The organism is Citrobacter sp. Cf087 (genome assembly GCF_030334285.1).
Classification (GTDB): Bacteria; Pseudomonadota; Gammaproteobacteria; order Enterobacterales; family Enterobacteriaceae; genus Citrobacter; species Citrobacter freundii.
In genome coordinates this window covers 122,333-141,728 of the sequence record NZ_JAOWED010000032.1, presented here as the reverse complement: position 1 = coordinate 141,728, position 19,396 = coordinate 122,333, and the positions used below count along the sequence as shown (strand labels likewise).

The 19,396-nt window shown below is 52.3% G+C and carries 21 protein-coding genes and 1 pseudogene; 14 read left to right on the top strand and 8 right to left on the bottom strand.

The window, feature by feature from the left end; genetic code table 11:
- Positions 1-2: 2 nt before the first annotated feature.
- Together OGV57_RS22260 and OGV57_RS22255 are read right to left on the bottom strand one after the other, a co-directional pair.
- Positions 3-560 (bottom strand): DcrB family lipoprotein, encoded by a 558-nt coding sequence (locus OGV57_RS22260; RefSeq protein WP_003837816.1) that lies wholly within the window; start codon positions 558-560, stop codon positions 3-5.
- 72 nt (positions 561-632) lie between these two features.
- Complete coding sequence (locus OGV57_RS22255; RefSeq protein ID WP_003837818.1) at positions 633-1,298, bottom strand: 7-cyano-7-deazaguanine/7-aminomethyl-7-deazaguanine transporter; 666 nt, start codon at positions 1,296-1,298, stop codon at positions 633-635.
- Positions 1,299-1,466: 168 nt separating this feature from the next.
- On the opposite strand from OGV57_RS22255, the gene tusA reads away from it, so the two are divergent.
- Complete coding sequence (gene tusA, locus OGV57_RS22250; RefSeq protein WP_003023404.1) at positions 1,467-1,712, top strand: sulfurtransferase TusA; 246 nt, start codon at positions 1,467-1,469, stop codon at positions 1,710-1,712.
- Positions 1,713-1,805: 93 nt separating this feature from the next.
- On the opposite strand, the gene zntA is transcribed toward tusA, so the two are convergent.
- Complete coding sequence (gene zntA / locus OGV57_RS22245; protein ID WP_054528866.1) at positions 1,806-4,004, bottom strand: Zn(II)/Cd(II)/Pb(II) translocating P-type ATPase ZntA; 2,199 nt, start codon at positions 4,002-4,004, stop codon at positions 1,806-1,808.
- A 74-nt stretch (positions 4,005-4,078) separates the two neighbouring features.
- The gene (locus OGV57_RS22240) at positions 4,079-4,705 is read right to left on the bottom strand and encodes a lysoplasmalogenase (RefSeq protein ID WP_016151123.1); all 627 of its coding nucleotides are present in this window, start codon (positions 4,703-4,705) and stop codon (positions 4,079-4,081) included.
- Between the two features lie 141 nt (positions 4,706-4,846).
- On the opposite strand from OGV57_RS22240, the gene OGV57_RS22235 reads away from it, so the two are divergent.
- The 4 genes from OGV57_RS22235 (at position 4,847) to OGV57_RS22220 (ending at position 7,324) form a co-directional block, all read left to right on the top strand.
- Positions 4,847-5,206 (top strand): DUF2500 domain-containing protein, encoded by a 360-nt coding sequence (locus OGV57_RS22235; RefSeq protein WP_003837824.1) that lies wholly within the window; start codon positions 4,847-4,849, stop codon positions 5,204-5,206.
- Between the two features lie 236 nt (positions 5,207-5,442).
- Positions 5,443-5,922 carry an Hcp family type VI secretion system effector gene (locus OGV57_RS22230; RefSeq protein ID WP_003837826.1) on the top strand — a complete coding sequence of 160 codons (480 nt, stop codon included), beginning with the start codon at positions 5,443-5,445 and terminating at the stop codon, positions 5,920-5,922.
- 6 nt (positions 5,923-5,928) lie between these two features.
- Positions 5,929-6,813 carry a hypothetical protein gene (locus tag OGV57_RS22225; protein ID WP_226791440.1) on the top strand — a complete coding sequence of 295 codons (885 nt, stop codon included), beginning with the start codon at positions 5,929-5,931 and terminating at the stop codon, positions 6,811-6,813.
- A gap of 1 nt (position 6,814) precedes the next feature.
- Positions 6,815-7,324, top strand: coding sequence for a DUF1240 domain-containing protein (locus OGV57_RS22220; protein WP_099975503.1), 510 nt, complete (start codon positions 6,815-6,817; stop codon positions 7,322-7,324).
- Between the two features lie 52 nt (positions 7,325-7,376).
- Here the strand turns inward: OGV57_RS22220 and OGV57_RS22215 are convergent, their stop codons facing one another.
- Together OGV57_RS22215 and rsmD are read right to left on the bottom strand one after the other, a co-directional pair.
- Positions 7,377-7,652, bottom strand: a complete 276-nt coding sequence (locus OGV57_RS22215; protein ID WP_003023415.1) for a DUF1145 family protein — start codon at positions 7,650-7,652, stop codon at positions 7,377-7,379.
- Complete coding sequence (gene rsmD, locus OGV57_RS22210; protein ID WP_003837832.1) at positions 7,642-8,238, bottom strand: 16S rRNA (guanine(966)-N(2))-methyltransferase; 597 nt, start codon at positions 8,236-8,238, stop codon at positions 7,642-7,644. The genes OGV57_RS22215 and rsmD overlap by 11 nt, the downstream gene beginning before the upstream one ends.
- Before the next feature lie 276 nt (positions 8,239-8,514).
- Here rsmD and ftsY point away from each other — a divergent pair, with 276 nt between their 5' ends.
- The 5 genes from ftsY to livJ all read left to right on the top strand — a co-directional run bounded on the left by ftsY (position 8,515) and on the right by livJ (position 14,247).
- A complete protein-coding gene (ftsY, locus tag OGV57_RS22205; protein WP_054528864.1) occupies positions 8,515-10,041 on the top strand; it encodes a signal recognition particle-docking protein FtsY in 1,527 nt (508 codons plus the stop codon).
- Positions 10,042-10,043: 2 nt separating this feature from the next.
- On the top strand, positions 10,044-10,712 hold the full coding sequence (ftsE, locus tag OGV57_RS22200) for a cell division ATP-binding protein FtsE (protein ID WP_003023420.1): 669 nt from the start codon (positions 10,044-10,046) through the stop codon (positions 10,710-10,712).
- Entirely contained in the window at positions 10,705-11,763 is a 1,059-nt protein-coding gene (gene ftsX, locus OGV57_RS22195) for a permease-like cell division protein FtsX (protein ID WP_048217071.1), read from the top strand. Before ftsE ends, ftsX begins: the two co-directional genes overlap by 8 nt.
- Before the next feature lie 255 nt (positions 11,764-12,018).
- The gene (gene rpoH, locus OGV57_RS22190) at positions 12,019-12,873 is read left to right on the top strand and encodes an RNA polymerase sigma factor RpoH (RefSeq protein ID WP_003023425.1); all 855 of its coding nucleotides are present in this window, start codon (positions 12,019-12,021) and stop codon (positions 12,871-12,873) included.
- Positions 12,874-13,143: 270 nt separating this feature from the next.
- A complete protein-coding gene (livJ, locus tag OGV57_RS22185; RefSeq protein WP_003023428.1) occupies positions 13,144-14,247 on the top strand; it encodes a branched chain amino acid ABC transporter substrate-binding protein LivJ in 1,104 nt (367 codons plus the stop codon).
- A gap of 83 nt (positions 14,248-14,330) precedes the next feature.
- Here the strand turns inward: livJ and OGV57_RS22180 are convergent.
- Positions 14,331-14,457 (bottom strand): annotated as a pseudogene (locus OGV57_RS22180) (hypothetical protein).
- Positions 14,442-14,825, bottom strand: a complete 384-nt coding sequence (gene panM, locus OGV57_RS22175) for an aspartate 1-decarboxylase autocleavage activator PanM (RefSeq protein WP_003023430.1) — start codon at positions 14,823-14,825, stop codon at positions 14,442-14,444. The pseudogene OGV57_RS22180 and the gene panM overlap by 16 nt, the downstream one beginning before the upstream one ends.
- 423 nt (positions 14,826-15,248) lie before the next feature.
- On the opposite strand from panM, the gene livK reads away from it, so the two are divergent.
- The 4 genes from livK to livG all read left to right on the top strand — a co-directional run bounded on the left by livK (position 15,249) and on the right by livG (position 19,384).
- Positions 15,249-16,358: a high-affinity branched-chain amino acid ABC transporter substrate-binding protein LivK gene (gene livK / locus OGV57_RS22170; RefSeq protein WP_003023433.1), complete on the top strand. Its 1,110-nt coding sequence runs from the start codon at positions 15,249-15,251 to the stop codon at positions 16,356-16,358.
- Positions 16,359-16,419: 61 nt separating this feature from the next.
- The gene (gene livH, locus OGV57_RS22165) at positions 16,420-17,346 is read left to right on the top strand and encodes a high-affinity branched-chain amino acid ABC transporter permease LivH (RefSeq protein WP_003023435.1); all 927 of its coding nucleotides are present in this window, start codon (positions 16,420-16,422) and stop codon (positions 17,344-17,346) included.
- A complete protein-coding gene (gene livM / locus OGV57_RS22160) occupies positions 17,343-18,620 on the top strand; it encodes a branched chain amino acid ABC transporter permease LivM (RefSeq protein ID WP_032950432.1) in 1,278 nt (425 codons plus the stop codon). Before livH ends, livM begins: the two co-directional genes overlap by 4 nt.
- Positions 18,617-19,384, top strand: a complete 768-nt coding sequence (gene livG, locus OGV57_RS22155) for a high-affinity branched-chain amino acid ABC transporter ATP-binding protein LivG (RefSeq protein ID WP_003023438.1) — start codon at positions 18,617-18,619, stop codon at positions 19,382-19,384. The genes livM and livG overlap by 4 nt, the downstream gene beginning before the upstream one ends.
- Positions 19,385-19,396: the final 12 nt, after the last annotated feature.

Sequence of the window (19,396 nt, the reverse complement as noted above, 5' to 3'; positions counted from 1 at the left end):
CGTTACTGGATAACCAGCGTGTTAATGATGTTTTCTGCGGTAGTCTGCGCTTTTTGCTGATCGTCAGCAGGCAGCGTGATTTGCAGGGTCAGCAGTTGATTGTCCACTTTACCCAGCACTACGGAAGAGTAAGCGGTCTGGCCTTTGGCTGAGATGATGCTGTCTAACTGCTGCAGCGTGTGGCCTTTCAGCTCAATAGATTTATTGGTAACGACCTGCAGTTGTGGGTCGCGGCTACGCTGCTGATCTTCCAGACGTTTTGCCAGCACGGCCAGGTCTTCGTTGGTGTTGTCGCCAACAATCACAATCACCGCTTTCTGGCCGGTTGCGTCAGAATAGACGTGCATATTGTTCGCCTGGGTGCCCAGCTTGCCGCTCTGATCGGTCATATCTGCTGGCAGGGAAAAACTGAGTTTGCCGTCCAGCAGGCTGACCGGTTGTCCGCTGGCGCTACTTTCTGCGGCAGCACCCTCGGCTGGCGCTTTTGTATCGCTATTATCACAGGCTGCAAGCCCCATAACCAGCAGGCCAATACCGACATATTTAACCAGATTGCGCATTGACTTCTTCCTTTCGATAAACGGCCATAACGGCTCATTCGTCCATCTTATCACAACTCGGAAAATGAACCTTTAACTCGTCTGCAATGCAGCGATTTCGGATTTATCTGCCAGCCTTTTCAGCAACATATTCAGCAGCACGCCGTACATTGGCAGGAAGAAAATAATGCTGATCAGCACCTTGAAACAGTAATCGACCAGCGCGATTTCCATCCAGTGCTCGGCCATGAAGGCATCCGGACTACGCCAGAAAGCGATAAAGAAGAAGGCCAACGTATCGCTGATATTGCCAAATAGCGTGGACGCTGTCGGTGCCAGCCACCAACGACGGTTCTGGCGCAGGCGGTTAAAGACATGCACATCCAGAATTTGTCCCAGCGCGTAAGCCATAAAGCTGGCGGCGGCGATACGGGCAACAAACAGGTTAAAGTGCAGCAGTGCGCCAAATCCCTGCCACGATCCCATATAAAACAGGGACGAAACGACATAGGAGATCAGCAACGCGGGGATCATCACCGCAAAGATGATACGTCGAGCCAGCGGCGCGCCAAAAATACGCACGGTCAGGTCGGTCGCGAGGAAAATAAACGGAAAGCTAAACGCGCCCCATGTGGTATGGAAACCAAAAATGGAGATTGGAAGCTGCACCAGATAGTTGCTGGAGGTGATCACCAGCAGATGAAATAGCGATAGCCAGAACAACGCTTTTACGCGCTGAGTTTGTGTAAACGGAGTCATATTGTGACCTTTTTGTTGGATGGGGTGAGGGAACCCAATAAAAAACCGTCGCATGATACTGCTTTAAGAGCACATTGCAATGGTTGTTTTTCACGCAATCGTTAACCTGATTGGCTTACGCCACAACAGAGCGTAAAATAACGCCGTTTTTGTATGAATGAGACGACGATGAGCGACCTGTTTACTTCCCCCGACCATACTCTTGATGCCCAGGGACTGCGCTGCCCGGAACCGGTGATGATGGTGCGTAAAACCGTACGTGGCATGCAGGCCGGTGAAACACTGCTGATTGTCGCCGACGATCCGGCAACAACCCGCGATATTCCTGGCTTCTGTACCTTTATGGAGCATGAGCTGGTGGCCAAAGAGACCGACTCGCTGCCGTACCGCTATCTGCTGCGTAAAGGTCACTAGTTTTGTTTGCCGGATGGCGCTAACGCTTATCCGGCCTACAAAGAACGTGTAACCCGTAGGCTGGATAAGGCCACGCCGTCATCCGGCAAAAAACTATCCTTTACGTAACAACCGCAGCGCGTTAGCGGTCACCAGTACCGTTGCCCCCGTATCGGCCAGCACTGCCAGCCACAATCCGGTTATCCCGAGCAGCGTGGTGACGAGGAAAATCCCCTTCAGGCCCAGCGCAATTGCAATGTTCTGGCGAATATTGGCATGGGTGGCCCGCGCCAATTGAATCATTTGCACCAGACCGCGCAGGCGGTTGTGGGTCAGGGCGGCATCGGCGGTTTCCAGCGCGACGTCGGTCCCGCTTCCCATCGCAATGCCGATGGTAGCCGCTTTCATTGCCGGAGCGTCGTTGATACCGTCGCCAACCATCGCCAGCGGCGATTGTCGGTTGAGATGGGTAACGGCCTGCACCTTATCTTCCGGCAAGAGTCCTGCTTTAAATTCGAGACCCAGTTCACCGGCAATGGCGGCCGCCGCACGCGGGTTATCACCGGTCAGGATCACGCCTTTCACGCCAATCTGATCAAGCTCGGCGATAGCGCTGCGAGCGTCGTCGCGCAGCGTGTCCTGTAGGGCCAGCACGCCGAGTACAGTATCGTTACGCAGCACCAGCACCACCGTTTGGCCCGCGCTTTCCAGCTCGCTTATCTGCCCGGCAAAGGCATCAGCAGGCTGCTTACCGGCGGCGCAAATCAGCACGCGTTCGCCGTTGACCAGCGCTTCAATTCCAGAGCCAACCAGAGCCCGTTGCTCTCTTGCGACAGGAATAGTCAGTTCGCGTGTTTGTGCTTCCCGGACAATCGCTTGTGCCAGCGGGTGTGTCGCACCTTGCTCTACCGCTGCCGCCAGTGCCAGCAGTTCATCCTCACCAATACCGCTTGCCGGATGAATCGCTGTGACGCGCGGTTTACCGATGGTCAGGGTGCCGGTTTTATCAAACGCCACCTGCGTGACCCTACCCAACTGTTCCAGCGCGGCACCGCCTTTGATTAACGCTCCACGACGCGCCGCGGCGGCAAGACCAGAGGTAATGGCTGCGGGGGTTGAAATCACCAGTGCGCAAGGACAGCCAATCAACAGCAGCGTCAGTCCTTTATAAATCCACTCCTGCCAGGATGCGGCAAACAGCAGCGGCGGTACGAGGGTGACCAGCAGCGCAACCGCCATAATGGCTGGAGTGTAAATTCGACTGAAACGGTCAATAAAGCGCTCAATGGGGGCGCGACGTTCTTCCGCTTCTTCAATCAGCTTCAGAATACGATCAATGGCGCTGGCGCCCGGTTCGGAGAGCACTTCCAGCGTAACCAGACGGTCCACGCTGGTAGCACCTGCCGGGACTTTCTCGCCGGTGGCGCGTTCAACCGGGATCGATTCGCCGGTCAGTGCGCTTTCATCAAAACTGGCAAAGCCGGAAACCAGTTTGCCGTCGGCAGGTAAACGCCCACCCGCGGCAACTTCAATAACATCGCCAGGGCGGAGGCTATTAATAGCCACCTCTTCGCGCTCGCCGTTACGCAGGCGCGTGGCGGTTTCCGGTTTGAGCGCCATCAGTGCACTGACCCCTTTACGGGCGCGGCTGGCGGCCCATCCTTCCAGGCGTTCGCCAATTAAAAACAGCAGCAGCACCATGGCGGCTTCCGCCGTCGCGCCGATAAACAGTGCGCCGATGGCGGCCACGCTCATCAATGTTTCAATGGCAAAGTAGCTGCCGGTTTTCATCAGACGCAGGGCCTGACGGGCAATGGGATACAGACCGACCAGCGTGGTGGCGATAAACGCTATCTGACCGAAGGGATGATTGAACTGCTCCAGCCCCCAGCTAATCGCCATCATAATAATCAGCGAAATCAGCGGTAGGTTTTCTTTAAAACGTGACTCGCGGGCGGCGTCCGTCGCGTGCTCATCGCGCAGGGTATAGCCTGCTTTTTGCACCGCGTTTTCAACTTGCTGGCGGATATCGGAACCGGCATCGACCACCAGTTTTTCAGTGGCGAACAGAACCTGGACCTGGTTGACGCCGCTGACCTGGCGGACCGCATTCTCTACTTTGCGGGCGCAGGCTGCACAGTCCATGCCCGCCACTTTCCAGGAATAGCGGGTACCTAGTACGGTATCGGATACGGGCGGTGTAGTGGAGCAGCTTCCTTCGCAGCAGCAGTCATCCGCCTTTTGTGGCGCAGGCGCTGGTTTGAAAGAAGAAAATTGTGGGGCCTTTTTGCCACTGGTATCAGGTGTCGACATGGCATCCTCCGGTTGATAATCATTTCGTATTAACCGGAGGATACACTCTGGAGTCGACTCCAGAGTCAAGCGTTTTAAAGATACAACGAACGAACAATCAGGAAATGTCCGGCGAAGTAGCAGGCGGCGGCAATGGCGTTATCGGCGCGAAAGCGACGACGGTAATGGCTACCCAGCCAGACAATATTGCCAATGAACAGGAGCGATGCGCCCATAAATGCCGACAGCGCCGGAGCGGTCGGGCGGAAGAACCATAGTTCGCCAGCCATCCAGACCATCATCAGCGTGATGCCAATAAAGGTACAAATAGCGATGCGCAACTCTTCCAGACGCGTCCAGATCACGGCAATCAGCAGCGCCCCCAGCACCACCAGTACCAGCGGCAAAGGCCAGAAGAACGACAGCGTCATTTGGCTGGCGAAGTAAATGGTATACAGCAGATGCGACAGGAAGAATGCCCCCACTGCGTACAGCAGGCGTTGGCGCGGCAATAGCGTCAGCGCATCGCCCAGCAGCGAGGCCAGCAGACCAGCCAGCACCAGGTAACTGATAGCGTTAAACATTGGCGCCTGCCAGGCCAGCAGTGCCAGCAGGAGTAACGTCAGGGGTTTAAAGACCCAGCGTTGCCAGGCGGGCCCACGATAGGAAGCATCCACGAACAACCATGCGGAAAGGCAGACAGCGATAAACGACCAAAGCATCTTAGTTCCTTGAATTCGTTATTTTTTCGTAAGCGGGGTGCTTACGGCTCTACTGTCCAGTGTAGAGGTCGACACTGCCAGATGACAACACCATAACGGGCAATGTATGCTTATTTCCGCATTTTCTGATGGGTTAATACTATGAGCAAACCACCACTTTTTTTCATTGTTATCATTATCTTAATTGTTGTCGCCGCGTCGTTTCGCTTTGTTCAGCAGCGGCGTGAAAAAGCCGATAATGATGCGGCGCCGCTGGTGCAAAAGCAGGTGGTGGTGAGTAACAAACGGGAAAAACCGCTTAACGATCGACGATCCCGTCAACAGGAAGTGAGCCCGGCGGGAACCAGCATGCGCTATGAAGCCAGCTTTAAGCCACAAAACGGCGGCCTGGAGCAGACGTTTCGTCTGGATGCTCAGCAGTACCATGCGCTAACGGTCGGGGATAAAGGCACGCTAAGTTACAAAGGTTCGCGTTTTGAGGGGTTTACGCCGGTGCAATAATGCCGATCGGCGCTGTGTTTATCGCGTCAGCGCCGACAATAAATTTAAATTAAATATATAATGCTTATGAAGTATATTTTTTATTAATTTCTCGATAATTATTTTGTAGGTTACATATTTATTGCTTACCTAAAAACATCGATTGCATCACTATTTTCCCACCCGCCTTTCACTATTCTGCTATTTCAACTTCATCGTATATATAAATGTTTTAAAAAATAGACTAAGGAATTTATATGGCGAATACAATGTGGCTGGCCTTAAATGGGCAGGCGCAGGGTTTGATTTCTGCTGGATGTGCTTCGGTAAGTTCAATCGGAAATAAATCACAACCTGCCCATCGTGACCAGATAATGGTAATGACAGTTAACCATGGCATGAGCCGGGTGCAAAATGTGAACCATCAATGTTTGACATTTATTAAGCCGGTAGATAAATCCTCGCCTTTGTTAGGAAAAGCCATAACAGACAATGAAATATTGAGCTGTGAATTTAGCTTCTATCGCACGAGTCCGGCGGGTTTAAACGAGTGTTATTACGTACTAAAACTTATCAATGCCAGAATATCCAGCATCCATTTGCAGGTGCCTCATACCATCGATGACAGTGCGGGTCAGCCAGAAGAAATCATTGAACTGTCTTACGAGTCTATTTCCTGGGAACATCTTATTGCTGGAACCAGCGCATACAGCCTTTGGGATGAGCGAATTTTTTAAGGAGCAATGATGGAAAGCTATTATGGCTGGATAGGGAATCATCGTGAAGATATTCTTAGAGGAAATAACTGGCAGCGTAATCAGCGTATCGAGAACGAAATCAGAACGCTGAAAAATAACCTGAATAGCAATACACAACACATTATGCTGCTAACGCTTGAAGAGGCTCAGGGCGTGATTGATGATTTGCTGGGCAGTAAACCCGTCAGTTTTTCGACGAATTATGCCGGTAATATCAAAGATACGGCTGATGCGACGAAAAAACTGCTAAAGCTTTTTTCTTATCAGCAGGCCGGGAAGATTGTCTTTACCTTAAAAGGCCTTGGGATTAAAGCAACGCAATATGCTTATCAGGGAAAGCTGTATGTGAAGATTACGGGCTACCCTTCTCTGCGGCGCATTCTTAACGGCACCCGTTACCGGATAAATCATCCTAAAGTACTTGAAGTGGGCATTGGCAGCGCCGGGTTTCGAAATGGCATAATGTCAGGGGCCAGATTCTGCATCTGGTTTTCCGCATGCTGGCGGTTCATTGAGCTGGTGTTTAAATCCGAACATGACGTTGCCGCATTGCTGGGAAACGTGACGATGGATGTGGCGAAGGTGATTGTGAGTGTTTTTGCCTCCAAATTAGCTGGGAGAACCCCTGTGTTGTTCTTATCTTCATTTATTGTAACGAGCGCAGCAGTTCCGGTTTGGGGAGAAATTGTTTGTGCTGTTGCATTAGGTTTCTTTATTGCTTATATCCTCAATGAAGTGGACGAAAAATACGAGCTGTCAGACAAACTTATAGCGTGTATTTGTGAGGGGATGAAAGAGCAGCAAAAAATTGCAGAGTGGAACTCTCGACACTCGGGATATAGCGGTTCACTTTACGGCGGAATTTATTGATATGAGCTTTAATATTAATCTGGAGAATATTAAGAAAAGATGTAAGTCGTTTTTTTTTATGCTTTTTGTTGGTGGGATTAGTTGGGGGTTTTATCACGCCAGTGTGCCAGACATTACCGATCTTATTGAATCCAGGAGCATTGTTTATTTTTTCTGGGGGTCATTTTCTCTGCTGCTGATGTTTCCTGTGGGTTTTTTCTTTACTTTATGTATTGCCTACGTGACCTTTACGAAAAGCATGCAGCCGCCCAAATTCTTCGACAGGGTATTTACTATCGGTATCCATGTTGCGGGTGTAGGGTTTGTTGTTGGAAATATCCTCTCTTTTATTGTTATTTTTTATCCTCTTGGTACTAACTATGTTTTATGCGAGCGTCCAGGCCCGACGTCTGGCACCTATTACACCCGGACCGAAGAGATTTGCGAGCAGGTGAAACACCTGCGGAAAACAAGAGCCAGTAGAGATATTCCAAAACTGAAAGATCAGCTGGACGGCGTATCACCACCGTGATGGTGTTTAACAGGCCCGGCTCGCAACGTGCCGCCGGGCGAAAAGAGCGTAGTTACTTCTTCAACTGATCTTTAATCTTCTTCTGCCACACCAGTAGCTCAAAGACGCCGAACAGAAAAATACGGATTTTCTCTCCGTTGGTCATCTGCGGGCCATCTTTAGGCATGGTGCTTTTTAGCAGCGCCAGTTGCATGCCATGCATCAGCACCATAAATATCAGTGCGACGTTAACGAAGATGTTAAGCGGGCGTGGAAAAGGTTGGAAAATATTCAGTAGTAAAAATGCCCAGACGCACAGCATCAGCAGGCGTCCCAGGTTAATCAACATCGTGTTCTCCTCGTGCTTCACGTTGGTACAGGCGATAGGCGACCTGTCCGGCAACTTTCTCACGGTATAGCGACCAGTTCACCGGAACCGGCGGCAAACCGTTTTCTACTTCGCTTTCAACGTAAATATACGCTTCATTTGCCAGCCAGCCATGAGTTTCCAGAAGTGTTAATGTTTCTTCCAGTAACCCTTTGCGAAACGGCGGATCCACAAATACCACGTTATGCGGCGTACCCGTCTGAGCCAAAAATGTCAGCGTATTGGTATTGACGACGCGGGCATGGGAGGCTTTCAGGGTGGCGAGGTTCTTTTGTAGCTGCTGAGATACCGCGCGATCCATCTCCAGAAGCGTCGCATTTGCCGCATAGCGAGAGAGGGCTTCCAGCCCCAGCGCGCCGCTGCCGGCGAAGCAGTCCAGACAGTGAGCATCGACCATTACCGGGGCCAGCCAGTTAAACAACGTTTCGCGCACACGGTCGGTGGTCGGACGCAGGCCGGGGCTGTCCGGAACCGGGAGTTTACGGCCACGCCATTGTCCGCCAATAATGCGGATCTGGCCGCTACCAGAGTGATTCGGTTTTTTCATTTCTATTATTGCTCAATCCGCCTATAGCATGTCATTCCAGGCGGTGATGTGAGTTAAGTTAACCCGTCGCCTTTCAAGTTACCTCTTCGTTGGCTGCACTTACTCACCCGAATCACTTACTAAAAGTAAGCTCATCGGGATTCGTGCGCTTGCCGCCTTGACGTAACTCGAAATTCATTGGGTATAAGTGATAGACTATTTCATCATTTTTTTAGCTGCTATGTACATAGCGTTGACGCTGTGCCATGAAGCAACAGCGGGGGAGTGTAGTCGCAAATGGCGAAAGAGAAAAAACGTGGCTTTTTTTCCTGGCTGGGCTTTGGTCAAAAAGAGCAGGCACCGGAAAACGAGACAGAAGTAAAAAACGAAGAACAACAGCCGGTTGCTGAAGAAACTACCGTCGTTGAAGAACAGCCGCGCGCCGAGGAAACCCGTAGCGAGGCGGAAACGCAAGCCTTTGCAGCTGAAGTCGTTGAAGTAACTGAACAGGTTGCGGAAATTGAGAAACCGCAGCCGGAAGAAGAACCTGTCGCCGAACAAGCGCAGCCGGAAATTGAGCCGGTTGCTGAACCCGTTGCTGAAACTGTAGTGGAAACGCCAGCTGCGGTGGTTATCGAACGCGAAGAATTGCCGCTGCCGGAAGAGGTGAAAACCGAAGAAGTTTCTGCCGAAGAGTGGCAGGCCGAAGCGGAAACCGTGGAAATCGTTGAGGCGGCTGAAGAAGAAGCTGAAAACGAGCCGCAACTGACCGACGAAGAGCTGGAAGCCCAGGCGCTGGCCGCTGAGGCTGCTGAAGAAGCGGTTATGGTGGCGCCGGTAGAAGAACCTGCTGTAGAAGAACCGGTAGAAGAAGAGGTAGTCCAGGAGCAGGAAAAACCAACCAAAGAAGGTTTCTTTGCGCGTCTGAAACGCAGCCTGCTGAAAACAAAAGAAAACCTCGGTTCCGGATTTATCAGTCTGTTCCGTGGTAAAAAGATCGACGATGATCTGTTTGAAGAGCTGGAAGAGCAGCTGCTGATCGCCGATGTGGGCGTAGAAACGACCCGTAAGATCATTGCGAATCTGACAGAAGGTGCCAGCCGCAAGCAGCTTAAAGATGCGGAAGCGCTGTACGGCCTGCTGAAAGAAGAGATGGGCGAGATTCTGGCGAAGGTTGACGAACCGCTGAATGTTGAGGGCAAAACACCATTTGTTATCTTAATGGTTGGCGTCAACGGTGTGGGCAAAACCACCACTATTGGTAAGCTGGCGCGTCAGTTTGAGCAGCAGGGTAAATCAGTAATGCTGGCGGCGGGCGATACTTTCCGTGCGGCGGCGGTAGAACAGCTGCAGGTCTGGGGTCAGCGTAATAATATCCCGGTGATTGCTCAGCATACCGGTGCGGATTCCGCGTCCGTTATCTTTGATGCCATCCAGGCGGCGAAGGCGCGTAACGTAGACGTGCTGATCGCTGATACCGCAGGGCGTTTGCAGAATAAATCGCACCTGATGGAAGAATTGAAAAAAATCGTTCGCGTCATGAAGAAGCTGGACGAAGATGCGCCGCATGAAGTTATGCTGACTATCGACGCCAGCACCGGGCAGAATGCGATAAGCCAGGCCAAACTGTTCCATGAAGCGGTGGGCTTAACCGGTATCACCCTGACCAAGCTGGACGGTACGGCGAAGGGCGGGGTTATCTTCTCGGTTGCCGATCAGTTTGGCATCCCTATCCGCTATATCGGTGTGGGCGAACGTATCGAGGATTTACGTCCGTTTAAAGCGGACGACTTTATAGAGGCACTTTTTGCCCGAGAGGATTAACAATGATTCGCTTTGAACATGTCAGCAAGGCCTATCTCGGTGGGAGACAAGCGCTGCAGGGAGTGACCTTCCATATGCAGCCTGGCGAGATGGCGTTTCTGACCGGCCACTCCGGCGCGGGGAAAAGTACCCTGCTGAAGCTGATTTGTGGAATTGAACGGCCCAGCGCCGGGAAAATCTACTTTAGCGGGCATGACATCAGCCGTTTGAAAAACCGCGAAGTGCCGTTTCTGCGTCGTCAGATTGGCATGATTTTTCAGGATCACCACCTGCTAATGGACAGAACCGTGTTTGATAACGTGGCAATTCCGCTGATCATCGCGGGCGCCAGCGGGGACGATATTCGTCGTCGCGTGTCAGCGGCGCTGGATAAGGTCGGGCTGTTGGACAAAGCGAAAAACTTCCCGATTCAGCTCTCCGGCGGTGAACAACAGCGCGTCGGCATTGCCCGTGCGGTGGTGAATAAACCAGCGGTGCTGCTGGCGGATGAACCAACGGGGAACCTGGATGACGCGCTGTCGGAAGGGATCCTGCGCCTGTTCGAAGAGTTTAACCGCGTCGGGGTCACGGTATTAATGGCCACGCACGATATTGGCCTGATCTCCCGTCGCTCCTATCGCCAAATGGTTCTGAGCGATGGACATCTGCATGGAGGCCTGGCGCATGAATAGACGTGACGCTATTAACCAAATCAAACAGTTCGGTGGCCGACTGGATCGCTTTCGTAAATCGGGCGGTGCGCCGGGTGACGGCGGTCGCAACGCGCCTAAGCGTGCGAAGGCCGCGCCAAAGCCGAACTCGCGTAAAACCAATGTCTTTAATGAGCAGGTACGTTATGCGTTCCAGGGCGCGTTACAGGACCTGAAAAGCAAGCCGCTGGCGACGTTCCTGACGGTGATGGTTATTGCCATCTCCCTGACGCTGCCAAGCGTGTGCTACATGGTTTATAAGAACGTAAACCATGCAGCAAGTCAGTATTATCCGTCCCCGCAGATCACCGTTTACCTGCAAAAAACGTTGGATGATGATGCGGCGGCGCGGGTGGTTGGTCAGTTGCAGGCCGAGCAGGGCGTGGATAAAGTGAATTATCTTTCCCGTGACGACGCGCTGGGCGAATTCCGTAACTGGTCTGGATTTGGCGGTGCGCTGGATATGCTGGAAGAGAACCCGCTGCCGGCCGTGGCGGTGGTGATCCCGAAACTGGATTTCCAGGGTACGGAGTCGCTAAACACGCTGCGTGACCGCATCGCACAAATCAACGGTATTGATGAAGTGCGGATGGATGACAGTTGGTTCGCTCGCCTGGCGGCGCTGACGGGCCTTGTCGGACGCGTTTCCGCGATGATTGGCGTGCTGATGGTGGCGGCGGTCTTCCTCGTCATCGGTAACAGCGTGCGTCTGAGTATTTTTGCGCGTCGCGATACCATTAACGTGCAAAAACTGATTGGCGCGACGGATGGATTTATCCTGCGTCCGTTCCTCTACGGCGGGGCACTGCTCGGTTTTTCCGGTGCATTTCTTTCACTGATTTTGTCAGAAATTTTGGTGATGCGTCTGTCGTCAGCGGTGACTGAAGTGGCACAGGTATTTGGAACCAAGTTTGATATCAATGGTTTATCATTCGATGAATGCCTGTTATTGCTGCTGGTGTGCTCGATGATTGGCTGGGTGGCAGCCTGGCTTGCCACGGTTCAACATTTACGCCACTTTACCCCCGATTAAAAAATCTCTGGTATAATCTTTCCCTGCACTGAGTAGTTCGCTCTGCAGGGAAAGAGTCCCTGTGATCTCTTCCCGGCGTATTCATTGTGATGTCACATTTTGTGCGTAATCTATACACATTACGACATGGAACTTGTGGATAAAATCACTGTCTGATAAAAGATTGAATGATATTCTCGTTGCTCATAAGCTCTGGCATGGTTGTTGCTATTGGTTTTAGCCAATGCGCCAGATGAAAAGATTGAGAGGATTTGAATGACCAAAGAAATGCAAAATTTAGCTTTAGCCCCTGTTGGTAACCTGGAATCTTACATCCGGGCTGCGAACGCGTGGCCGATGTTGTCGGCTGACGAGGAGCGGGCACTGGCTGAAAAGCTGCATTACCAGGGCGATCTGGAAGCAGCTAAAACGCTGATCCTGTCTCACCTGCGCTTTGTTGTTCATGTTGCTCGTAATTATGCGGGCTATGGCCTGCCGCAGGCGGATTTGATTCAGGAAGGTAATATCGGCCTGATGAAAGCCGTGCGCCGTTTCAACCCGGAAGTGGGTGTGCGCTTGGTTTCCTTCGCCGTGCATTGGATCAAAGCTGAGATCCACGAATACGTTCTGCGTAACTGGCGTATCGTTAAAGTCGCGACCACTAAAGCGCAGCGTAAGCTGTTCTTTAACCTGCGTAAAACCAAGCAGCGTCTGGGCTGGTTTAACCAGGACGAAGTTGAAATGGTTGCTCGCGAGCTGGGTGTTTCCAGCAAAGACGTGCGCGAAATGGAATCCCGTATGGCGGCGCAGGACATGACGTTTGACATGTCTTCAGACGATGAGTCTGACAGCCAGCCGATGGCCCCGGTGCTGTATCTGCAGGATAAATCTTCTAACTTTGCCGACGGCATTGAAGAAGATAACTGGGAAGATCAGGCCGCGAACAAACTGACCCACGCAATGGAAGGTCTGGACGAGCGTAGCCAGGACATCATTCGTGCTCGTTGGCTGGACGAAGACAACAAGTCGACGTTGCAGGAACTGGCCGATCGCTACGGCGTTTCCGCTGAACGTGTTCGTCAGCTTGAAAAGAACGCCATGAAAAAATTGCGCGCGGCGATCGAAGCATAATCTTCCAGCCGATCTGGAAATGCTGATAAACCCTGGATGAAAATCCGGGGTTTTTTGTTTTTATCTCTCCCCCTCTCTCCTGACGTTTATGCTTTTTGTCATCAAGTTGTTATCTGCATGTCAAATTTAGCTATTCCAAAATAATAAAAATCGGGTATGTTTTAGCAGAGTATGCTGCTAAAGCACGGGTGGCTATCCAATAATCGAAATAAAGTGCTGAACAACAACATCACAACACACGTAATAACCACAATAATGGGGATTGTCAGGATGAATATGAAGGGTAAAGCGTTATTGGCAGGATGTATCGCCCTGTCTTTGAGCAATATGGCGTTTGCTAAGGATATTAAAGTTGCTGTCGTCGGCGCGATGTCCGGTCCGGTAGCGCAGTATGGCGATCAGGAATTTACTGGCGCAGAGCAGGCGATTGCAGATATCAATGCCAAAGGCGGCGTGAAAGGCGACAAACTGGTCATGGTGAAATATGACGATGCCTGTGACCCGAAACAAGCGGTAGCGGTAGCTAACAAAGTGGTCAACGACGGGATTAAATATGTTATCGGCCACCTGTGCTCATCTTCCACTCAGCCTGCGTCAGATATCTATGAAGACGAAGGCATTCTGATGATTACCCCAGCGGCAACGGCGCCAGAGCTGACCGCACGCGGCTATAACCTGGTGTTACGTACCACCGGTCTGGATTCCGATCAGGGCCCGACTGCTGCCAAATATATCGTTGAAAAAGTGAAGCCGAAGCGCATTGCGATCGTTCACGACAAACAACAGTACGGTGAAGGCCTGGCGCGTTCCGTGCAGGACAACCTCAAGAAAGCCAACGCTGACGTGGTGTTCTTCGATGGGATCACCGCTGGCGAGAAAGATTTCTCTACGCTGGTGGCGCGTCTGAAGAAAGAGAATATCGATTTCGTTTACTACGGTGGTTACCACCCGGAAATGGGGCAGATTCTGCGCCAGGCACGCGCTGCGGGTCTGAAAACCCAGTTTATGGGACCAGAAGGGGTAGCGAACGTGTCGTTGTCTAACATCGCGGGTGAGTCTGCAGAAGGCTTACTGGTAACGAAACCGAAGAACTACGATCAGGTTCCGGCGAACAAACCGATTGTGGACGCGATCAAAGCCAAGAAACAGGATCCGAGCGGTGCATTCGTATGGACCACCTACGCCGCGCTGCAATCCTTGCAGGCCGGTCTGAACCAGTCTGACGACCCGGCTGAAATTGCCAAATACCTGAAAGCAAACTCAGTGGAAACCGTAATGGGGCCGCTGTCATGGGATGCGAAGGGCGATCTGAAAGGCTTCGAATTCGGCGTGTTTGACTGGCATGCTAATGGTACGGCGACAGACGCCAAGTAATTTTCCTGGCGCCTTTCGCGCTGCAGGTGCGTTGGCTACGTTATTCAACCCCGGTCACTTACTTCTGTAAGCTCCCGGGGACTTCATAACTTGCCGCCTTCCTGCAGCGCGAAATTCTTGGAAAATTGCGAGGTGGTTTTTTATTTTTTCTCCCAGCATGTAGGCCGGATAAGCGTCAGCGCCATCCGGCTTTTTTATCTTTTTTCCCAGCCATTTTCCTGGGCCGTAAACCCTAACGCCTGCATAAACGCGGCCATCACGCTGCGGTCTTCAACGCCGACGTCGGCCATCCACCATGAACTCACGTCAGAGTTTTCCCGGATCACTTCTTCGATCAAATACTGCCCGACGCCGCGGCGGCGGGTGATATCGCGTACGCGCAATGAATCCAATGCGCCTTGTGTGCCGCTCAGGGTTACGCGAACTGCGCCTAACAGACGCTCGTTAAAGCGCGCGGCGTAGATCCGGTGCGTTTCATCTACGCTTAATGATGAGGCGGAATATTCCGGCCAGATTTTGCCCAGATCAATCTGGTCCTGGTCGCTAAAGTTATCTAAACGAACGATGGTCAGCTTCATTAACAGCATGTCCAAATCACAAAAGATGGAATGAGTGTACCGAAATAATTCGCCCGGATGCTTTCTCTTTTTTATGTGAATAACCAGATTAATAATTTTGTAACAACAGTAATGACAGTTTGAAACCGTAGAGATTGAAAAACAGGCAGAATAATACCCTGGAATGCAGCATTTTATTCGGCTCTTTGTACCGTTATTTTATACTGACAAACGTGCTTTTTTTTGTTTATCTATAGTGAAAAGCAGAATATTATCTTTTCTTAATCGACTGAAAAATAGAGATTTTAGCCTGATTTTGCTTAAATGACTGCGCTAAACCATTAATGAGACTGGTAAAAATAGTGCAGTTCAAAAAAAGCACAGACTGCTTTTTAACCACATAAATACAAAATATTAATTACGTCACGAATGGGGATTCAGGTAATGAAACGGAATGCGAAAACAATCATCGCAGGGGTGATAGCACTGGCAATGTCACACGCGGTCATGGCGGAAGATATCAAGGTCGCTGTTGTCGGCGCGATGTCAGGTCCGGTCGCGCAGTGGGGTGATATGGAATTTAATGGCGCACGTCAGGCCATTAAAGATATCAATGCCAAAGGCGGGGTCAAAGGCGACAAACTGGTCGCTGTGGAATATGACGACGCCTGCGATCCGAAACAGGCCGTTGCGGTAGCGAACAAAATCGTCAATGACGGCATTCAGTACGTTATTGGACATCTGTGCTCATCTTCCACGCAGCCCGCATCAGATATCTATGAAGATGAAGGCATTCTGATGATTTCTCCGGGCGCCACAAACCCGGAACTGACCCAGCGCGGATACGCTCACATTATGCGTACAGCGGGCCTGGACTCCTCTCAAGGGCCGACCGCCGCGAAATACATTCTGGAGAAGGTGAAGCCGCAGCGTATTGCCATCATTCACGATAAACAGCAATACGGTGAAGGCCTGGCGCGTTCAGTGCAGGACAGCCTGAAAGCGGGCAAAGCCAACATCGTTTTCTTTGACGGTATCACCGCCGGGGAAAAAGATTTTTCTGCGCTGATCGCTCGCCTGAAAAAAGAAAATATCGACTTTGTTTATTACGGCGGCTACTACCCGGAAATGGGGCAAATGCTGCGCCAGGCACGTTCCGTCGGGCTGAAAACCCAGTTTATGGGACCAGAGGGCGTCGGCAATGCGTCGCTGTCTAACATTGCTGGTGATGCCGCTGAAGGCATGCTGGTGACCATGCCAAAACGCTATGACCAGGATCCGGCGAATAAAGCGATTGTCGATGCGCTCAAAGCTGACAAGAAAGATCCAACCGGACCGTACGTGTGGATCACTTATGCAGCCGTCCAGTCATTGGCGACAGCAATGGATCGCAGCGGTAGCAAAGAGCCGCTGGACCTGGTGAAAGATCTGAAAGCACACGGGGCTGATACCGTGATTGGGCCGCTGAAATGGGACGAAAAAGGCGATTTGAAGGGATTTGAGTTTGGTGTCTTCCAGTGGCATGCGGACGGTTCATCGACCGTCGCGAAGTAATACCTGAAGACGAGTTATCCCACCGCCCGTGTAAAATGGGCGGGTATAAAAAGGTTACCTTATGTCCGAGCAGTTCCTTTATTTCTTGCAGCAGATGTTTAACGGCGTCACGCTGGGAAGCACCTACGCGCTGATCGCCATCGGTTACACGATGGTGTACGGCATTATCGGCATGATCAACTTCGCCCATGGCGAGGTGTATATGATCGGCAGCTATGTCTCCTTTATGATCATCGCCGCGCTAATGATGATGGGCATTGATTCCAGTTGGCTACTGGTCGCGGCGGGCTTCGTCGGCGCGATTGTGATTGCCAGCGCCTACGGCTGGAGCATTGAACGCGTGGCGTATCGACCCGTGCGCAGCTCTAAGCGCCTGATCGCGCTGATTTCCGCTATCGGGATGTCCATCTTCCTGCAAAACTACGTCAGCCTGACGGAAGGTTCGCGCGATGTGGCACTGCCCAGCCTGTTTAATGGCCAGTGGACCGTTGGCAGTAGCGAAAACTTCTCTGCTTCCATCACCACCATGCAGTTGGTTATCTGGATTGTAACCTTCCTGGCGATGCTGGCGCTGACGCTGTTTATCCGTTACTCCCGTATGGGTCGCGCCTGCCGTGCCTGCGCGGAAGACCTGAAAATGGCCAGCCTGCTCGGCATCAACACCGATCGCGTGATTGCGCTGACCTTTGTGATTGGCGCGGCAATGGCGGCGGTCGCGGGCGTGCTGCTCGGTCAATTCTATGGCGTAATTAACCCGTACATCGGCTTTATGGCCGGGATGAAGGCCTTTACCGCAGCGGTGCTTGGCGGCATCGGCAGCATTCCTGGGGCGATGATCGGCGGCCTGATTCTGGGCGTCGCGGAAGCGCTCTCATCTGCTTATCTGAGTACTGAATACAAAGACGTCGTTTCATTCGCGCTGCTGATTCTGGTGCTGCTGGTGATGCCGACCGGTATCCTGGGTCGCCCGGAGGTAGAGAAAGTATGAAACCGATGCATTTTGCAATGGCGCTGCTCTCTGCCGCCATGTTCTTCGTCCTGGCGGGCGTCTTTATGGGCGTTCAGTTAGAGCTTGACGGCACCAAACTGGTGGTGGATTCCGCGGCAGATATTCGCTGGCAGTGGGTGTTTATTGGTACTGGCGTGGTCTTCCTCTTTCAGTTGCTGCGTCCAGCTTTCCAGAAGGGCATGAAGAGCGTCTCCGGACCGAAGTTTATTCTGCCGGCGATTGACGGCTCCACCGTTAAACAGAAGCTGTTCCTGGTGGCGTTGCTGGTGATTGCCGTGGCGTGGCCGTTTATGGTCTCGCGCGGTACGGTGGATATCGCCACGCTGACGATGATTTATATCATCCTCGGCCTCGGCTTAAACGTGGTGGTGGGGCTTTCCGGCCTGCTGGTGCTGGGCTACGGCGGCTTTTATGCCATTGGCGCTTACACCTTCGCGCTGCTGAACCACTATTACGGACTCGGCTTCTGGACCTGTCTGCCGCTGGCGGGGCTGGTTTCCGCTGCTGCTGGCTTCCTGCTCGGCTTCCCGGTACTGCGCCTGCGCGGTGATTATCTGGCTATTGTGACCTTAGGCTTCGGTGAAATCGTCCGTATCCTGCTGCTCAACAACACCGAAGTGACCGGTGGCCCGAACGGTATCAGCCAGATCCCGAAACCGACCTTTTTCGGTCTGGAGTTTAGCCGTACCGCCCGTGAAGGCGGCTGGGATACCTTCAGCAACTTCTTTAACGTCAAGTACGATCCCTCTGACCGCGTCATTTTCCTCTATCTGGTGGCGCTGCTGCTGGTGGTCTTCTCGCTGTTTGTGATTAACCGTCTGCTGCGTATGCCGTTGGGCCGTGCGTGGGAAGCGCTACGTGAAGATGAAATTGCCTGTCGCTCGCTGGGCTTAAACCCTACGCGCATCAAACTGACAGCTTTTACCATCAGCGCCGCGTTTGCCGGTTTTGCCGGTACGCTGTTTGCCGCGCGCCAGGGGTTTGTCAGCCCGGAATCCTTCACCTTTGCCGAGTCGGCCTTTGTGCTGGCAATTGTGGTATTGGGCGGAATGGGCTCACAGTTTGCGGTGATCCTCGCGGCCATCCTGCTGGTAGTGTCACGCGAGCTGATGCGTGATTTCAACGAATACAGCATGTTAATGCTGGGTGGTTTAATGGTACTGATGATGATCTGGCGTCCGCAGGGCTTGTTGCCGATGACCCGTCCACAGTTGAAACTGAAAAACGGGGAAGCAAAAGGAGAGCAGGCATGAGTCAGCCATTATTATCCGTTAACGGCCTGATGATGCGCTTCGGCGGTCTGCTGGCGGTAAACAACGTTGAACTGGAACTGCGGCCGCAGGAAATAGTTTCGTTAATCGGGCCAAACGGCGCGGGAAAAACCACGGTCTTTAACTGTCTGACCGGTTTTTATAAGCCGACCGGCGGGACGATTAAGCTGCGCGACCAGCATCTGGAAGGACTACCGGGTCAGCAAATCGCGCGTATGGGCGTGGTGCGTACTTTCCAGCACGTACGTCTGTTTCGCGAAATGACGGTGATTGAAAACCTGCTGGTGGCGCAACATCAGCAACTGAAAACCGGCGTCTTCTCCGGCCTGTTGAAAACTCCGTCGTTCCGTCGCGCGCAGAGTGAAGCGTTGGATCGCGCCGCCACCTGGCTGGAGCGTATTGGTTTGCTGGAGCACGCCAACCGTCAGGCGAGTAACCTGGCCTACGGCGATCAGCGTCGTCTGGAGATTGCCCGTTGCATGGTGACCCAGCCGGAAATCCTGATGCTCGACGAACCCGCTGCAGGACTCAACCCGAAAGAGACCAAAGAGCTGGACGAGCTGATTGCTGAACTGCGTAACCATCACAACACCACCATTTTGTTGATTGAGCACGACATGAAGCTGGTGATGGGGATTTCTGACCGTATTTACGTGGTGAACCAGGGCACGCCGCTGGCGAATGGGACGCCGGAACAGATTCGTAATAACCCGGATGTTATCCGCGCCTATTTAGGTGAAGCATAATGGGGGCGAGGA

What these genes read in the sequence shown, in the direction of transcription:
- OGV57_RS22260 (WP_003837816.1), bottom strand. Translation starts at nt 560, where the DNA reads ATGCGCAATCTGGTTAAATATGTCGGTATTGGCCTGCTGGTTATGGGG.
- OGV57_RS22255 (WP_003837818.1), bottom strand. Translation starts at nt 1,298, where the DNA reads ATGACTCCGTTTACACAAACTCAGCGCGTAAAAGCGTTGTTCTGGCTA.
- tusA (WP_003023404.1), top strand. Translation starts at nt 1,467, where the DNA reads ATGAGCGACCTGTTTACTTCCCCCGACCATACTCTTGATGCCCAGGGA.
- zntA (WP_054528866.1), bottom strand. Translation starts at nt 4,004, where the DNA reads ATGTCGACACCTGATACCAGTGGCAAAAAGGCCCCACAATTTTCTTCT.
- OGV57_RS22240 (WP_016151123.1), bottom strand. Translation starts at nt 4,705, where the DNA reads ATGCTTTGGTCGTTTATCGCTGTCTGCCTTTCCGCATGGTTGTTCGTG.
- OGV57_RS22235 (WP_003837824.1), top strand. Translation starts at nt 4,847, where the DNA reads ATGAGCAAACCACCACTTTTTTTCATTGTTATCATTATCTTAATTGTT.
- OGV57_RS22230 (WP_003837826.1), top strand. Translation starts at nt 5,443, where the DNA reads ATGGCGAATACAATGTGGCTGGCCTTAAATGGGCAGGCGCAGGGTTTG.
- OGV57_RS22225 (WP_226791440.1), top strand. Translation starts at nt 5,929, where the DNA reads ATGATGGAAAGCTATTATGGCTGGATAGGGAATCATCGTGAAGATATT.
- OGV57_RS22220 (WP_099975503.1), top strand. Translation starts at nt 6,815, where the DNA reads ATGAGCTTTAATATTAATCTGGAGAATATTAAGAAAAGATGTAAGTCG.
- OGV57_RS22215 (WP_003023415.1), bottom strand. Translation starts at nt 7,652, where the DNA reads ATGTTGATTAACCTGGGACGCCTGCTGATGCTGTGCGTCTGGGCATTT.
- rsmD (WP_003837832.1), bottom strand. Translation starts at nt 8,238, where the DNA reads ATGAAAAAACCGAATCACTCTGGTAGCGGCCAGATCCGCATTATTGGC.
- ftsY (WP_054528864.1), top strand. Translation starts at nt 8,515, where the DNA reads ATGGCGAAAGAGAAAAAACGTGGCTTTTTTTCCTGGCTGGGCTTTGGT.
- ftsE (WP_003023420.1), top strand. Translation starts at nt 10,044, where the DNA reads ATGATTCGCTTTGAACATGTCAGCAAGGCCTATCTCGGTGGGAGACAA.
- ftsX (WP_048217071.1), top strand. Translation starts at nt 10,705, where the DNA reads ATGAATAGACGTGACGCTATTAACCAAATCAAACAGTTCGGTGGCCGA.
- rpoH (WP_003023425.1), top strand. Translation starts at nt 12,019, where the DNA reads ATGACCAAAGAAATGCAAAATTTAGCTTTAGCCCCTGTTGGTAACCTG.
- livJ (WP_003023428.1), top strand. Translation starts at nt 13,144, where the DNA reads ATGAATATGAAGGGTAAAGCGTTATTGGCAGGATGTATCGCCCTGTCT.
- panM (WP_003023430.1), bottom strand. Translation starts at nt 14,825, where the DNA reads ATGAAGCTGACCATCGTTCGTTTAGATAACTTTAGCGACCAGGACCAG.
- livK (WP_003023433.1), top strand. Translation starts at nt 15,249, where the DNA reads ATGAAACGGAATGCGAAAACAATCATCGCAGGGGTGATAGCACTGGCA.
- livH (WP_003023435.1), top strand. Translation starts at nt 16,420, where the DNA reads ATGTCCGAGCAGTTCCTTTATTTCTTGCAGCAGATGTTTAACGGCGTC.
- livM (WP_032950432.1), top strand. Translation starts at nt 17,343, where the DNA reads ATGAAACCGATGCATTTTGCAATGGCGCTGCTCTCTGCCGCCATGTTC.
- livG (WP_003023438.1), top strand. Translation starts at nt 18,617, where the DNA reads ATGAGTCAGCCATTATTATCCGTTAACGGCCTGATGATGCGCTTCGGC.